Annotated in this window: 13 protein-coding genes; 11 read left to right on the forward strand and 2 right to left on the reverse strand. The window is 35.5% G+C overall.

What is annotated here, in order from left to right; all coding sequences use genetic code 11:
* On the forward strand, positions 1–1064 hold a 1064-nt coding region (locus tag JZO83_RS12505), incomplete at its 5' end, for an NERD domain-containing protein (protein ID WP_207115940.1).
* Between the two features lie 455 nt (positions 1065–1519).
* Here the strand turns inward: JZO83_RS12505 and JZO83_RS12510 are convergent.
* Complete coding sequence (locus JZO83_RS12510) at positions 1520–3007, reverse strand: helix-turn-helix domain-containing protein (RefSeq protein WP_207115941.1); 1488 nt, start codon at positions 3005–3007, stop codon at positions 1520–1522.
* A 266-nt stretch (positions 3008–3273) separates the two neighbouring features.
* Between JZO83_RS12510 and JZO83_RS12515 the strand changes: the two genes are divergently transcribed.
* From JZO83_RS12515 to lacD, 5 genes are all read left to right on the forward strand, one after another.
* Complete coding sequence (locus JZO83_RS12515) at positions 3274–5961, forward strand: bacterial Ig-like domain-containing protein (protein WP_207115942.1); 2688 nt, start codon at positions 3274–3276, stop codon at positions 5959–5961.
* Between the two features lie 361 nt (positions 5962–6322).
* A complete protein-coding gene (lacA, locus tag JZO83_RS12520; protein ID WP_207115943.1) occupies positions 6323–6754 on the forward strand; it encodes a galactose-6-phosphate isomerase subunit LacA in 432 nt (143 codons plus the stop codon).
* A 17-nt stretch (positions 6755–6771) separates the two neighbouring features.
* The gene (lacB, locus tag JZO83_RS12525) at positions 6772–7287 is read left to right on the forward strand and encodes a galactose-6-phosphate isomerase subunit LacB (RefSeq protein ID WP_207115944.1); all 516 of its coding nucleotides are present in this window, start codon (positions 6772–6774) and stop codon (positions 7285–7287) included.
* 12 nt (positions 7288–7299) lie between these two features.
* Complete coding sequence (lacC, locus tag JZO83_RS12530; RefSeq protein ID WP_207115945.1) at positions 7300–8232, forward strand: tagatose-6-phosphate kinase; 933 nt, start codon at positions 7300–7302, stop codon at positions 8230–8232.
* Between the two features lie 17 nt (positions 8233–8249).
* Entirely contained in the window at positions 8250–9224 is a 975-nt protein-coding gene (gene lacD, locus JZO83_RS12535; protein WP_207115946.1) for a tagatose-bisphosphate aldolase, read from the forward strand.
* Between the two features lie 114 nt (positions 9225–9338).
* On the opposite strand, the gene JZO83_RS12540 is transcribed toward lacD, so the two are convergent.
* Complete coding sequence (locus JZO83_RS12540; RefSeq protein WP_207115947.1) at positions 9339–10085, reverse strand: DeoR/GlpR family DNA-binding transcription regulator; 747 nt, start codon at positions 10083–10085, stop codon at positions 9339–9341.
* Positions 10086–10513: 428 nt separating this feature from the next.
* On the opposite strand from JZO83_RS12540, the gene JZO83_RS12545 reads away from it, so the two are divergent.
* The 5 genes from JZO83_RS12545 (at position 10514) to JZO83_RS12565 (ending at position 14830) form a co-directional block, all read left to right on the forward strand.
* Positions 10514–10822 (forward strand): PTS lactose/cellobiose transporter subunit IIA, encoded by a 309-nt coding sequence (locus tag JZO83_RS12545; RefSeq protein ID WP_207115948.1) that lies wholly within the window; start codon positions 10514–10516, stop codon positions 10820–10822.
* A gap of 15 nt (positions 10823–10837) precedes the next feature.
* A complete protein-coding gene (locus JZO83_RS12550; RefSeq protein ID WP_207115949.1) occupies positions 10838–12490 on the forward strand; it encodes a lactose-specific PTS transporter subunit EIIC in 1653 nt (550 codons plus the stop codon).
* Positions 12491–12508: 18 nt separating this feature from the next.
* The gene (gene lacG, locus JZO83_RS12555) at positions 12509–13912 is read left to right on the forward strand and encodes a 6-phospho-beta-galactosidase (RefSeq protein WP_207115950.1); all 1404 of its coding nucleotides are present in this window, start codon (positions 12509–12511) and stop codon (positions 13910–13912) included.
* Between the two features lie 385 nt (positions 13913–14297).
* A complete protein-coding gene (locus JZO83_RS12560) occupies positions 14298–14537 on the forward strand; it encodes a type II toxin-antitoxin system RelB/DinJ family antitoxin (RefSeq protein ID WP_207115951.1) in 240 nt (79 codons plus the stop codon).
* Positions 14534–14830 carry a type II toxin-antitoxin system mRNA interferase toxin, RelE/StbE family gene (locus JZO83_RS12565; protein ID WP_207115952.1) on the forward strand — a complete coding sequence of 99 codons (297 nt, stop codon included), beginning with the start codon at positions 14534–14536 and terminating at the stop codon, positions 14828–14830. The genes JZO83_RS12560 and JZO83_RS12565 overlap by 4 nt, the downstream gene beginning before the upstream one ends.
* Positions 14831–15370: the final 540 nt, after the last annotated feature.

Genomic DNA, 15370 nt, shown 5'->3' on the forward strand with positions numbered 1-15370 from the left:
ATTTTTTACAACATGAGTCTATTTTATATTTTAATAAAAAAAAGAATAGAGATATTTATTCTGTACAGAATTTATGTATTGTAAAATCAGAGTTTGATTGGATCAAAAGATTATCTCAGTTTTCTTCAAATATAACGAATAAAGAAGCAAAAATTATAATAGAGAAATTTACTTTCAGCAAAAAATCAAAAGATTTAATAGATGCACCATTAATAAAAATTCAAGACAAATTAATACTATTACCTACATTGGCCAAAGAAACTCGCCCATTATCAGCAATTTTATCAATGTTTTCTAAAGATGAGGAAGGAGAGAAAAAAAATCGAGAAGACACTGCCTTAGGATTTAAAGGACTTATGTTTGAACAACGCACAAAGTATTTATTAAAAGTTTGTAGCCAGATTGATGCTAAACATTTACATGTTAAAATGACAAAAGAAATAGGTTTGGAAAGGGAGATAGATTTAGCCTTTGTTTTAGATGAAGTTCTGTTTTTAATTGAATGTAAATCTTTCAATCAGCCATATACAGTGAGGGAGCATGCTAAAACTAATAAGAAAATAAAGGAGGCGATTAAACAATTAAATAAAAATGCTGATTATTTCGAAGAGAATATGTCTATAACAATAAGACAATTGGGATTAAGTGAAAAAACATCAATAAAAAAAGTTCAGCGTGTGTTACTTACCTCTACTATTCTTGGCGAAGCTGGGGCACAAGAAAATGTATTAATAGTTGACGAAGCTTCATTAAATGCATTTTTGTTAAGGAATCCTCCAACCATTTCCCATGTTGATGATACTATCAAAGAAAGAATATATTTAGATGAAGAAAATATATATTCAGGAAAAGTTACAGCAGAAAAGTTATTAAATTTTTTGAAAAAACAACTTTCAATCAAGCTTATGCAAAGTTTTATAGTAAAAAAACATAATTCAGATGAAGAAATAGGTTATAAATGTTGTAGAAAAGATATCGAAGATTTTTATGTGGAAAATAATGAAGAAAAAAATATAGCTTTAGATAGAATATTTGCTGCTTATAAAAAAACTTTATCAAAATAGTTTTTTATTTCAAAATTATGTTAAATGAAAACAAGAGAGTGGAATATTAATCCTTTCTCAAAAAACGAGAAGAGTCCCATTTTGACAAAATATATCAAAAGTGGACTTTTTTTGTTCGTATTCTTATGCTTTCCTCTATTTATTTCCCAAACTTTCTCAAATTTAGTGCAATGAGTGCCAATACGATATCAATTGTCGCTGCTTGTTTTCCGCGTAAGTCAAAACGATGGAAAGCCAATTGAGCCTTTAAATGTTCAAAAAAACTGGTTCGACATCGACTTTTTACCAGCGATAAATCGAACCTTTTTTCTTCCCAAAGCACTTATTTTTACATGCTGCTTTGAAATCTTAGACAAAGCTATCTGTATCTTTTCTCCAACTATATACTTTGAACGGGACAAGGCAGTTTACTGGCAAATATACTCGTCTCTTTGTAATCACACCAAAGTAAGCGCTTAAAATTTACGGTTTTGATGTTTCTGCTTCGTTTGTTTATCTAGGTAGGTTTCTTGGATCAGGAAGAGCAATTCTTTCCATCTTGTTGCATTATCTAGTGAATCTAAATAAAAAATCTTCTTATTCGATGTCCTCCGTTCTAGCATATCTGTGATGACGATGTCTGATAGAGAATAATTATCTGTGATCATGATTTGCTTTTCATTAAATAAATGTCTTAGCTGATTTTCAACAAAAAAGCTTGCAGTAAAGTCTTTAGATAGGTGCAAATAGATTTTCACTTCTGACTTCATTTCAGAGGTGAAAAGAGTATATAGTTGATTTGCTAAATAATGTTTGTGCTTTTCATTCATGGTAAGGGTAGATAGGTTCGTCTCAATGATCGACATGTATTCATTTTTTACCTCGGAATGAAACGACCAAGAAGGGATAAATAAATCAGAAAAGCAATCTAATGTATCGCCAACTAGAAAATAAAAAGTATTGAATAAGGTTATATAGTAGTTAAATAAACATCGCTCTTCCTCTAGGATACCCTCTTCGATCAACATAGTGTTCATTCTAAGGATATCTTTAGACAGCATACAGTAAGGATGGATTTCATTTACGAAAGCTTTTCCTAAATTGATTTTTTCCTTTGTTTGAATGACATCTGAAATAAAAATACGTGCAAGAAAGTTAAAATATTGAATTTCCGTTTTCTCCACATTTCTTTCGAGAGTGCCAAAGGCGTTCTGTTCAAAAATTGAAGCTACACCAACAATCTCATGAATAAGTGTGAAGAGCGTTTGGATCAATTGGTCTTTTGGTTGGGGAACGTAATTCTGGTTCCTGATCCTGATTTGCAAAATAGCATAGAGAATACATAGCGATCTATTTTTTATATTTGACCGTTGATGGGAGTAAATCAAAATGTCTTCTGGAATATTCTCTAGAATACTTTCGAGGGGCATGTCGTAGAATGGCCATTCGATATCTTGAAAAGAATCTTGCAAGAATAAATAAGAAAATAAGCGTATATTCATTTCATTTCCCTTTAAAGAATAATTTCCTTTTGAAATAGTGATCATGAAATCAAAAGCTGAGAAGAAGTTATTTAAATGTTGTGTGATTTTATTTAAATAACTGTTCGAGATAAAAAGTTCATTTATAATGGCAGCCTTATCAAGTGAAGTTCGAGTAAGTAGTAGCACAGTATAATTAAAAATCGTATTTGTTTTAAGTAATTGCAGCTTTAAATTGTATGCTACATCGATTGCTTCTGATTTAAACGTGGGATGGATGTGAATCATGCCAGATTTTTTTATTACGATAAAGTCTTCAAGACCTTGATGCTCCTCCAAATGTTTTTTTATCGTTGAAATTGCTTCTCTAATGGTTCTTTTAGATAACTTCAAATCTCGTGAAATCTCGTCCGTTGTTGTTTGATCTTTATTTACAATGAAAAATAGAACTGCCAATTCTTTTCTTAAATAGTCCGGTATCATTTGCTAACTTACTCCATTTCTTGAATACAATTTTTGTTGTTTGTTCTACAAAAATTGTGGATAGTAGTCGGTTTTTCATCATGTTATTATATCACTGTTGGTATAGATATGTAAAATGATATAATGTTATTTTTTAAAATATTAACCTTGATTTTCAAGCTTTTTTATTTTTATTAACGTTATTTTTGGAGTGGTTGAAAAATACATTTATCAAATTTACATACCTGAATTGAGAGATATGGTTGAAAAAGAAATGGAGAGAAGCAATGAAAAAGAAATGGATAGCTATTTTTAGTGCCGTGTTGTTAGTAAGCCCTTCCTTAATAGGGACAGGACAAGTAGTGGCGGAGACTATTGAAACAGAGCAGTCACAGGAACTTGAGACACAAAGTAGTGAAGGGGATATAGCTACTGGTAGTGCTGAAAGAACTCTTGAAGATAGTACACCTAGTGAACCAATTGAAAATATCGTAGAAGATTCTACCGATCAATCCGGTCGTCCTGAGAGAATAAATGAGGCACCACCTTTAAGTGAAGATCCAACTTCCATGACAGAAACGGTAGATAGTTCCTTGGCTAACGCAGTTGAAGAGGATTTAGTGTCGCAAGAAGAAACAACAACTGGAGAAGTCAGTTTAACAGCTAATACAGTTGCATCTGGTCACTTGGGTACAGTTGATTGGGAAATTGACGCCGATGGAACTTTACACATTGGGGCGGGTCAGCTATCTTCATCGGTTATGTCAAATGGTAGTTCACCATTTTTTTTCTATAGTGATCAAATTACTTCAATCATTTTTGACGGAAAGGTAACAGCAGGGGACTCTTTAGAAATGCTATTTTATGGTTTGAACAAAGTGACAAACATAGAAAACCTAAGCTATCTTGATACGAGTCAAACGACTAGTATGCATTATATGTTTTGCAATATGACTGCGCTAACGTCCATTGATGTATCAGGGTTTGACACAAGTAAAGTAACGGATATGAGACAGATGTTTTCTGGGGCAAGTAGTTTGTCGACCCTTGATGTATCAAAATTTGATACAAGTTCTGTCATATATATGGGGCAAATGTTCTATGACATGAGAAGTTTAACATTCCTTGATTTATCAAATTTTGAAACACCTAATCTGACGAATATGATGGGCATGTTTTCCTATGCAAGTATAAAATCACTGGACATATCAAATTTTAATACCTTACAAGCAGCTATGGGGCCAGATACTTTTTGGCAAACACCGCTCGAACATATCAAGTTAGGAGAAAATTTTGTATTTAAAGATTCTTTATTAGGCGAACCACCAATTGATACTACTTATATTGGCAAATGGCAGAAAGATCAGTCTGGTCCTCTTTACACTTCTTTAGAGTTAGCAACTAATTATACAGGTGCGACTATGAAGGGAGATTGGTATTGGGCAACTTCACAAGAAAGTATTGAGGTGATCGATTCCTCTATTTATGCAGGTGACAAATGGGAAGCAAAAGATAATTTTGTTTCTGCAAAAGATAAAGACGGGAATCCAGTGGCTTTCGAAGATCTAACAGTGGAAGGCACAGTGGATACAACGAAAGCCGGCACATATGAAGTGAAGTACAGCTATGACGAAGTGACTAGTATTGCTACAATCACAGTCAAAGCAATCCAAACGGCAGTGAATATCCATGATTCCATCGTGTATATCGGTTCAAATTGGCGTGCAGAAGATAATTTTGACAGTGCGGTCGATAAAGACGGCGGCCTAGTAGATTTCGCAGCTGTGACAGTGGAAGGTACAGTGGATACAACGAAAGCTGGAATATATGAAGTGAAATACAGCTATGATGGAGTGACAAGTATTGCCAAAATCACAGTACAAGCGAACCAAACAGTAGTGAATGTCCACGATTCCACGCTTTATATCGGTACAGATTGGAAAGCCGAAGACAACTTTGACAGTGCATTTGATGGAAATGGCGATTCTGTAGATTTTGGAGCTGTGACGGTTGAAGGCACAGTAGACACTACGAAAGTCGGAATATATGAAGTAAAATACACTTATGACGGAGTGACGAGTATCGCTACAATCACAGTGCAGGCGAATCAAACAGCAGTGAATGTCCATGACTCCACGCTCTATATCGGAACGGATTGGAAAGCCGAAGACAACTTTGATAGTGTGCTTGATGGAAATGGTGATCCTGTAGATTTTGGAGCTGTGACGGTTGAAGGCACAGTAGACACTACGAAAGCCGGCACATATGAAGTGAAATATAGTTATAATGGTGTGACGAGTATCGCTACAATTATAGTGCAAGCGAACCAAACGGCAGTGAATGTCCATGACTCCACGCTTTATATCGGAACGGATTGGAAAGCCGAAGACAACTTTGATAGTGCGGTCGATAAAGATGGCAACTCAGTAGATTTCGGAACTGTGACATTGGAAGGTAGTGTAGATACAACAAAAGTCGGCACGTATGAAGTAAAATACAGCTATGACGGAGTGACAAGTAGTGCTACGATCACAGTCAAAGAAGTCGGTACGACGGCAGTAAATGTTCATGATTCCACGCTTTATATCGGAACGAATTGGAAAGCAGAAGACAATTTTGACAGTGCGGTTGATGAATACGGCAACCCAGTAGGTTTCGAAGCTGTGACAGTGGAAGGTAGTGTGGATACAACGAAAGTCGGCACGTATAGAGTAACCTATAGCTACGCCGGTGTAACGAGTATCGCTACAATCACTGTGAGAGATAAACAGAAAACTGGAACTACAAATAATGGTAATAAAGGTCAAAATTCTCAAAATATTAGCAATACAAGCAAGAATACAAGCAACAATAAAACTAGCAGTAAAAATTTACCTCATACCGGAGAGCAAACAAATAATATATGGCGACTCGCGGGAGTATTCACGCTTCTTCTTTCATTGTTCTATTTAGCAAGAAGGAAGAAAGTGGATTAAGGTGAATTTATATTATCCTTCCTACTTTATTTGTAGGAAGGTTTTTTGTGTATAGTCTTAAAAAGAGTAGAGTACAAATTGATCAGAGCCGGTGATATAAAATTGTATTTCTTGATGTACATATAAAGATTGCTCAATTTAGATGAAATAATTAATAGGAATTAATAAACAAGTAGACGTCATTTTAGTGAAAGTGACGTTTGCTTTTGTTTGTTTGTGTTTTTAAAGAACTCGAATATGTTGAATTGTGTTTATAAATGTTCTATAATGTTTTTTGAGGTTGATATTATGTTTGTTTTAGAACAGTTCTAAAAATAATATTTATTTTAAATCGGAGTCGTGATTAAAGGAGGAGATTGTTTTGCGTGTCGTAATTGGATCAGATCAAGAAGGAATGGAATTAAAAAATGAGATTAAAGTTTACTTAATTGAAAGCGGTTTTGAAGTCGTGGACAAAAGTGAGAAAGCAGCATCAGATTTTGTACATTCAACGTTGGACGTTGTTCAAGAATTGCTAGCGGATAAAGAAAGTTTAGGCATCGTTTTTGATGGATATGGCGCAGGTAGTTTTATGGTAGCAAGCAAAGTAAAGGGGATTATAGCAGCTGAGGTTTCCGATGAACGTTCAGCTTATATGACAAGAGAACATAATAATTCTCGTGTGATCACTCTTGGCGCAAATATTGTTGGTAAAGTATTAGCAAAAAATATTGTGCGAGAATTTCTTCAAGCAAATTATGATGGTGGTCGACATCAAATACGAGTTGATATGTTAAATAAAATGTGCGAATAAGAGGGAGATGAAGGGATATGAAAATAGCAATCGGATGTGACCATATTGTTACAGATACTAAAATTGCTGTATCAGATTTTTTGAAAGCTCAGGGATATGAAGTTGTTGATGTCGGAACTTATGATTATACGCGCACTCATTATCCTATTTATGGCAAAAAAGTAGGAGAAGCCGTAACGAGTGGAGAAGCTGATTTGGGTGTTTGTTTATGTGGGACGGGTGTTGGTATCAATAATGCTGTAAATAAGGTGAAAGGGATACGAAGTGCGTTGGTTCGGGACATGACAACCGCAGTCTATGCGAAAGAAGAGTTAGATGCTAATGTGATTGGATTCGGCGCTAAAATCACAGGTGAGTTTTTGATTTGTGACATTATTGAAGCGTTCATTAAAGCCGAGTATCAACCAACGGAAGAAAATAAAAAGCTGATCGCTCAAATCAAATCATTGGATCATCAAAGTGAAGAACAATTACAGCAAGATTTTTTCCATGAATTCATTGAAAAATGGGATCGTGGAGAATATCACGATTAGAGGAGAAGAAGGATGATTTTGACGATTACGATGAATCCATCGGTTGATATTTCTTATTCATTTGAAAGTTTTTCTGAAGATACAGTCAACCGTGTCGATAAGGTAAGGAAGACAGCTGGTGGAAAAGGATTGAATGTGACACGTGTGCTAAATCAACTTGGGGCAGAAGTGAGCGCTAGCGGCTTATTAGGTGGATTTTTAGGAGAGCAAATCAGGAGTGAGCTAGACGAAAGTGGCATCAATCATTCGTTCACTCAGATTAGTGGAGAGACGAGGAACTGTATAGCGATTTTGCATGAAGGAAGACAGACTGAAATTTTAGAAAAGGGTCCGACGATTACAGAAGAAGAGGCAACCCTTTTTTTGGAAGAGTTTAAGCGAACGCTCCGTTCAGCAGATTTGGCTGTCTTTTCTGGTAGCCTTCCTGCGGGAATTGAAAAGAATTTTTATGTAAACATACTTGAAATCTGTGCAGCGCAAGGTAAACCTGTTGTCTTGGATTGTGCGGGAGATCCGTTGAAGACAGTACTTGCAAGTCCAATAAAACCGCTGTTGATCAAGCCGAATACAGAAGAACTATCTGATTTATTAGGAGTCGAAGAAACGAATGATCCAAACAAAGTAAAACAAATGTTGAAAAATTCAATTTTCAAAGGGGTCGAATGGATCATCGTTTCTATGGGCGCAAAAGGAATGGTAGCAAAACATCACGAAATTTTTTATGATGTGACAATACCCAAAATCGATGTCGTTAATCCAGTTGGCTCAGGAGATGCTACAGTTTCTGGTTTGGCGTACGCATTATCTAAACATAAGGATGATGAGACGATATTAAAAACGGCGAATACTTTAGGAATGTTAAATGCCAAAGAGCCAACAACTGGTTATGTAAACCTAAGTAATTTTGATCAACTATTTGAAACAATCGAAGTCAAAATATTTTGAGACAAGGGGAACTGATGATGGAAAGATCAAGTGGAAAAAGAGAATATATCGAAAAGCTGAGTAATGAAGATTCAATGATCGGCGCTTTAGCAATCGATCAACGAGGCGCATTGAAAAAAATGTTTGCGAAATTTCAAACAACTGAAGTGAAAAATGAACAGATTGAACGATTCAAAGAGATCGTTTCTTCGGAGCTGACTCCTTATGCTTCATCTATTTTATTAGATCCGGAATTTGGTTTGCCAGCAGCGTCGGTTCGTGCAGAAAATGCAGGGTTGCTGTTAGCATATGAAAAAACGGGTTATGATGCGTCAACGCCTGGACGTTTACCAGATTCATTGGACGTATGGTCAGTGAAGCGTCTAAAAGAAGCTGGGGCAGATGCTTGTAAATTTTTGCTTTATTATGATATCAATGAGAGCGATGAAATCAATGATCGGAAAAAAGCTTACATGGAACGGATTGGCGCAGAATGTGTCGCAGAAGATGTTCCTTTCTTTTTAGAATTGCTTTCTTATGACGCAAACATCACGGATGTCTCGTCTAAGGAGTATGCAGCAGTGAAGCCCGAAAAAGTGATCAAAATGATGGAAGAGTTCTCGAAGCCGCGATATAACGTAGATGTTTTAAAAGTGGAAGTTCCTGTAAATATGAATTATGTAGAAGGATATTCGAATGATGAAATCGTCTATTCGAAAGAAGAGGCAGCTAGGTACTTTAAAGAACAAGCAGAAGCAACCGATTTGCCATTTATATTCCTAAGTGCCGGAGTATCAGCAGAATTGTTCCAGGAAACATTGCGTTTCGCGAAACAAGCAGGATCGACATTTAATGGTGTACTTTGTGGGAGAGCCACTTGGGCGAATGGCGTAGAACCTTTTGTTTTAGATAATGAAGAAGTTGTCAGGGATTGGATGAAAAAAGAAGGCAGAAAAAACATTCAGGAACTGAATGCAGTTATCAAAGAAACAGCGACACCTATTCGAGGATAGTAGTTTCAATTAAATAAAGAGAAACTTTACTAGAAGTTTTCAGCTTCAAGAAATAAACGGTGCCGCTCAAAATGGGAGATGATATTTTGGGTGGCACCGTCAATTCGTTCCACATCAATAGACTGTAATTGTCGAGTCAATCGAATGTTTCGAGTCAGCTTCTTCACCTGTAATCAAAGCCGTTAAGTTACTTAAGGAGAAGAACGTGTAAAAGTCTTCGCAATCGAGTTTAGAAGAGTCGACTAAAAGGTAACGTTCGGATGAATTGTTCAACGCAATTTGCTGTGTTGTTCCTTCTTCTAAAGTAGCGGTCATAATTCGATTGTCTTTTACTGCATTGGCGCCAACAAATGCTTTACCGAAGCGAATATCAGCTAATACTTTGTTTGCCATTTCGCCTAAGAAAGCACCTGTGAGTGGACGATATTGCCCACCAACTAAGTAGATTTGGTAATCTTCATGCTTGGTTTGCAAAATGTTGAATACTGGGAGACTATTTGTTATGATCCTAAGATGTTTGAAATCTAGTATCTGTGCGAGCAATTCAATCGTCGTACCTGGCCCTAAAAAAATAGTATCTTCTTCCGCGATAAATTTTTTTGCTTTTAAAACAATCTCTTTTTTCTCTTCAGGATTCAAAATCATTTTTTTCTCATGAGATAGTTCTTCTTTTTTATAGAAATTCATGCTTTGTGCACCACCATGAACACGTTTCAACTTCCCGGTTTTTTCTAATTCACCTAAATCTCTGCGAATCGTCATGTCTGAAACGTTTAATTTGGCCATCAATTCATTTACATCAACTACCCCGTTGATATTCACCAATTCTAGTATTTTATTTAGCCTTTCTTCTTTTAACATTTTTCGTAAACGCTCCTTTTATTAAGATTGTATAACACAATCATAGAACATGAGGTGTTTTAAATCAACAAAAACAAACACATCATAAAATAAAGTTTGTGAAAATTCTTTTATTTGCTTGATTATGTTTACAAATGTTTGTTTATGGATTATAATAAACAAGTAAAGTGGTGGAATTAGTGAATCAAAACAAAAATGTTCATCTTCATTTGAAGTAAATCATTTCTGTATAGGCCGCTTTATTAGTTTTAGGATTAGTAAAAGAGAATTTATTTTGTGGTACATGGTCATTTAGAAGTTTTAGTGCAATTTTAGTAACAATGATCCACTACATCTTTTAGCTACTAGTCATTACAACATGCTTATCCGTACAGTACTAAAAAATGTATGATCCGAGAATTAGAAAAAATTTTGGGAGGAAATTCAGTATGAATAGAGAAGAAGTTGCAATGATTGGTTTTGAGGTAGTTGCTTTCGCAGGAGAAGCTAGGTCTAAATTAATGGAAGCGCTAAACTATGCAGAACAGAAGAATTTTGAGTTAGCAGATCAGTTAGTTGAAGAGGCGAATAATAGCTTGATCGAAGCGCATAAATCACAAACGCAGATGTTAGCAGCAGAAGCAAGTGGTGAAAATATTGAGGTAGGCTTCATCATGGTCCATGCGCAAGATCACCTGATGACGACAATGTTGCTAAAAGATACGATTAAACATTTATTTAATATTTATAAAAAATAGGGAGATGAGATTTTTATGAATAAGTTAGTTGTGCAGATTGAAAAAATGAAACCGTTTTTTCAGAGGATTTCTAATAATCCTTATTTGCGAGCGATACGTGATGGATTTATTAGTTTGATTCCAGTGATTCTTTTCTCCAGTATCTTTTTACTAGTCGCTTATGTTCCCAATATTTTTGGTTTCTACTGGAGTTCCTCAGTCGAAACTAATTTAATGAAAGCGTACAACAGTTCCATGGGATTGTTGGGGATGCTGATGGCTGCCACAGTCGCAAAAAGTTTAACTGATAACTTTAATAGTGATTTACCAAAAACGAATCAAATCAATAGTGTTTCCACAATGATTGCCGCGATTATTGGTTTCGTTTTGATAGGGGTAGATCCAATAGAAGCCGGTTTTGCTTCAGAGTATATGGGAACTAAGGGCTTGTTGACAGCTTTTGTGGTTGGTTTTATTGTTCCTAATGTCTATCGTTTCTGCATAAAGAAGAATATTACGGTCAAAATGCCAGAGGAAGTTCCAGGTAATATTTCACAGACATTCAAAGATCTTATTCCTATTACGATTTCAGTTTTTATTTTTTGGTTGTTTGATTTAGGATTTCGTAGCTTAATGGATGTTGGTTTCTCAGAAAAAATCATCGAAGTATTCCAACCGATTTTTAGTGCCGCTGATGGTTACTTAGGTTTAGCACTCATTTTTGGTGCAATGGCCTTCTTCTGGTTTGTTGGTATTCACGGTCCGTCAATTGTAGAGCCAGCAGTTGCTGCCATTTATATTACGAATGTAGAAATGAACCTACAAGCATTTCAAAATGGGGAACAAGCGACGCGTGTTTTATCACAAGGCGTGCAATACTTTGTTGCAACACTTGGAGGGACAGGTGCAACGTTAGTGATCACATTGATGTTTGCTTTCTTAGCTAAGTCCAAACAAATGAAAACAATCGGGCGTGCGTCATCTGTACCAGTATTATTTGGGGTCAATGAACCGATTTTGTTCGGCGCCCCTATCGTTTTGAATCCTGTCTTTTTTATTCCTTTCATCACAGCACCAATTGTAAATGTTTGGTTGTTTAAATTCTTTATTGATGTATTGGGAATGAACGGGTTTATTTATAACTTACCGTGGACAACACCGGCTCCTGTAGGGCTGATTTTAGGAACAGGTTTCGCTGGCTTTGCTTTTGTTTTGATGCCACTGTTACTGATTGTTGACTTTATTATCTATTATCCATTCTTTAAAGTTTATGATAATGATTGCTTGAAAAAAGAAGAAGCACAGAAAATCGAGCAAGAGAGTATGGTAAATGATAAAAAAGACGAAGTGGTCATTGAATTACCTACGGATACATCAAAGAAGAACGTTTTAGTTCTGTGTGCAAATGGTGCCACTAGTTCAATGTTAGCAAATGCAATAAAAAAAGGAGCAGGTTTAGAAGGTATTGATCTTGACTCCACAGCAATGGCGTACGGGCAGCACAAAGATGTTATTGGAGATTTTGATTTGATCGTCTTGGCTCCTCAAATGGCTTCAATGTTAAAAGAATTAGAGAAAGATACTGAAAACTATTCAACCAAGGCAGTTTCAACTTCCGGCGCAGAGTATGTTTCTTTAGCAAGAGAACCAAAAGAAGCAGTGCGCTTTGTCTTTAAAAGTATCGATTGATCATTAGGAGGAACAACAATGAAGAGATTTCCAGACGATTTTGTTTTTGGCGCAGCAACCGCTGCATTCCAAGCGGAAGGAGCGATTACTGAGGGCGGCAAAGGAGAAACTTATTGGGAGAAATATCTAGCCGACCAAGGGGCGTTTGATCCAAGTCAAGCGAGTGACTTTTATCATAAGTATCCAGTCGACCTACAGCTAGCAAAGGAATTTGGTATCAATGGGATCCGAATTTCTATTGCTTGGTCAAGGATTTTTCCTGAGGGTGTAGGTGAACCTAACCAAGAGGGTGTCGACTTTTACCATCGCTTAATCGACGAGTGTCGGAAAAAGAATGTTGAACCGTTTGTGACCTTGCATCATTTTGATACACCTTATGTGCTTTATAAAAAAGGGGATTGGCTTTCAAAGGAAATGGTCGATGCGTATGTAAATTTTGCACGCTTTTGTTTCGAAGAATATGGCGATAAGATTCGTTATTGGATCACGATCAATGAACCATGGTCAGTTGTGGCAGGGCAATATATCATCGGCCATTTCCCACCTAATATCAAATATGATTTACCCAAAGCCATCCAATCAATGCACAATATGATGGTTGGACACGCGAGAGTCGTTCAAGCTTTTAAGGAGAAACAAATAGATGGTGAGATCGGGATCGTGCATATTTTAGAGTCAAAGTATCCAATCACCGATACAGCAGAAAATAAAAAAGCAGCGATGTATGAAAACATTTTAGCAAATCAGTTCTTATTAGATGCTACGCTTAAAGGGGAATATACACCGGAAACCCTGTCCGTTATCCATTCGATTTTAGAAGAGAATAATGGTGAATTAGTGATCGATGATGAAGAGGCGCTTTTATTGAAATCCGCCGCGTCAGCAATTGATTTCTTAGGTATCAATTACTATGCTAGTCACTTCCTACAAGAATACAATGGAGAATCTCAAATCTTGCATAATGGGACTGGAGAGAAGGGGAGTAGTATTTTTGCGCTGAAAGGAGTCGGTGAACGAGTAAATAATCCTGAAATTCCGACAACTGACTGGGATTGGCCAATCTACCCTCAAGGATTAGAAGATATGCTTACCTACATCAAAGAACGTTATCCCAATTACAAAAAAATATATATTGCAGAAAATGGTTTGGGTGATAAAGATATATTAGAAGGTGACACGGTAGTCGATACGAATCGGATCGACTATGTACGTCTACACTTACAATCAATCTTGAATTGTTTGGATAAGGACATCAATATCTCCGGTTACTTTATCTGGTCATTAATGGATGTATTCTCATGGACAAATGGTTACAATAAACGTTATGGATTATTCTATGTTGATTTTGCGACACAAGAACGTTATCCAAAGGAAAGTGCCTTTTGGTATAAAAAAATTAGTGAGGAAAGAATTCTGTCCTAGGGATACTGTAAGAGGGGCGAGTGAAATAGACTTTGGATAGTTATAAAGCAGGAAAAAAATATTGATTAGGCATATTTTTTCCTGGCTTTGTTTGAATACTACTATTAGGAGATATGCTATAACATACTCTAAAAAGTCAAAAGTTTTAATGATTACCACTATCTAATCTTAGTCGAGAAGATAGTGGTCTTTTTTTATTTCAGGATGAAAGGAATCAATATTTCGAAAAGTAAATTAGTCTGATAACAAAAATTACTAATAAAATGAACGAAAAAGCAAAAATGAAATCATTAAATGAACTTTAAAAGGTAATAGATTTTGGGCTATCCTACTTTTTTTATACACTAAAATGGTGTATAATAGGTGTATGGTTAGGAGGGATTACATGTCAACAAAAGAAAGATTGAATGTTAATTTGGATTCTGAGTTAAAGAAAAATACAGCAGAAACATTAGAAACATTGGGACTTGATTTTACAACTGCCATTAATATCTATTTTAAACAAATAGTAAGCAAACAAAAAATTCCTTTTGAAATATCCGCTCAAAAATATTTCTCTGCCGAAGAAGTTATGGGGGAAAATTGGAGAGAAGACCTAGATAGCGTTGAGGACGAATGGGAATGAGTTACAAAATAAAGTATACTCCTGCTTCAAAAAAAGATTATGACAAACTCGACAATAGTCAAAAATTGCAAGTAAGGAAGTCTTTAAAAAAAATTGAGGAGTTTGGATTAGACATTGGACAACCTCTTAAAGGAAAACTAGTAGATTGCAAAAAAATGAAGCATAAAAAATTAGGATTACGAGTGATATACAAACAATCTGATTTAGGTATTGAAATAATTGAAATTGTAGTGATTGGTAAACGGGAAGAAAAAGAAGTCTACAGGGAAGCTGAAAAAAGATTAGGTAGATAGAAGATTATTATTTTAAAAAGGGATCAAAAACTTAAAGTTTTTGATTCTTTTTTTAGATGGTTCTACTGATAAATGAATAGCATAGTATGCTTTTATATAATGGGAGAATGGTACTATTTTCGTTATTTACTCCAACTTTCATTCAGTTGATTTGATAGGGTGCTAGTTATTTAAGAATAATTTTTTTAAAAGGGGACTACTTGTATGTTTTTTTCTCTAATATAGTACGGATATAGAACTCACCTATGAAAATGAAGGTAAGTTGAAAGAATCTAACTTATTGAAAAGCAGTTTGTCAAGTGACGGGAAAGTTCTTTGGTATTTTGATTTTATTGGGTATGATGAGCAAGATGTATTAAGTGTTCAAATTGATGGAAAAGATGTCATTATATTGAAAAAATAGGTGAGTGAACTAAAATTTTTTTACAAAGCACTATTTTTCTATAAAAATAGTGAACACAAGAATTAGATTTTTTGTTTCACTTTCAAGGACAGCTTTTTCCTAAAAATAAAGAAAAAAAGGCTCTATAATAAAGTGGA

The sequence above is a fragment of the Enterococcus sp. DIV1298c genome, assembly GCF_017316315.1.
In the GTDB taxonomy this organism is placed as follows: Bacteria; Bacillota; Bacilli; order Lactobacillales; family Enterococcaceae; genus Enterococcus_B; species Enterococcus_B mangumiae.

What these genes read in the sequence shown, in the direction of transcription:
- lacB (WP_207115944.1), top strand. Translation starts at nt 6,772, where the DNA reads ATGAAAATAGCAATCGGATGTGACCATATTGTTACAGATACTAAAATT.
- JZO83_RS12550 (WP_207115949.1), top strand. Translation starts at nt 10,838, where the DNA reads ATGAATAAGTTAGTTGTGCAGATTGAAAAAATGAAACCGTTTTTTCAG.
- JZO83_RS12510 (WP_207115941.1), bottom strand. Translation starts at nt 3,007, where the DNA reads ATGATACCGGACTATTTAAGAAAAGAATTGGCAGTTCTATTTTTCATT.
- JZO83_RS12560 (WP_207115951.1), top strand. Translation starts at nt 14,298, where the DNA reads ATGTCAACAAAAGAAAGATTGAATGTTAATTTGGATTCTGAGTTAAAG.
- JZO83_RS12540 (WP_207115947.1), bottom strand. Translation starts at nt 10,085, where the DNA reads ATGTTAAAAGAAGAAAGGCTAAATAAAATACTAGAATTGGTGAATATC.
- lacC (WP_207115945.1), top strand. Translation starts at nt 7,300, where the DNA reads ATGATTTTGACGATTACGATGAATCCATCGGTTGATATTTCTTATTCA.
- lacG (WP_207115950.1), top strand. Translation starts at nt 12,509, where the DNA reads ATGAAGAGATTTCCAGACGATTTTGTTTTTGGCGCAGCAACCGCTGCA.
- JZO83_RS12545 (WP_207115948.1), top strand. Translation starts at nt 10,514, where the DNA reads ATGAATAGAGAAGAAGTTGCAATGATTGGTTTTGAGGTAGTTGCTTTC.
- JZO83_RS12565 (WP_207115952.1), top strand. Translation starts at nt 14,534, where the DNA reads ATGAGTTACAAAATAAAGTATACTCCTGCTTCAAAAAAAGATTATGAC.
- JZO83_RS12515 (WP_207115942.1), top strand. Translation starts at nt 3,274, where the DNA reads ATGAAAAAGAAATGGATAGCTATTTTTAGTGCCGTGTTGTTAGTAAGC.
- lacD (WP_207115946.1), top strand. Translation starts at nt 8,250, where the DNA reads ATGGAAAGATCAAGTGGAAAAAGAGAATATATCGAAAAGCTGAGTAAT.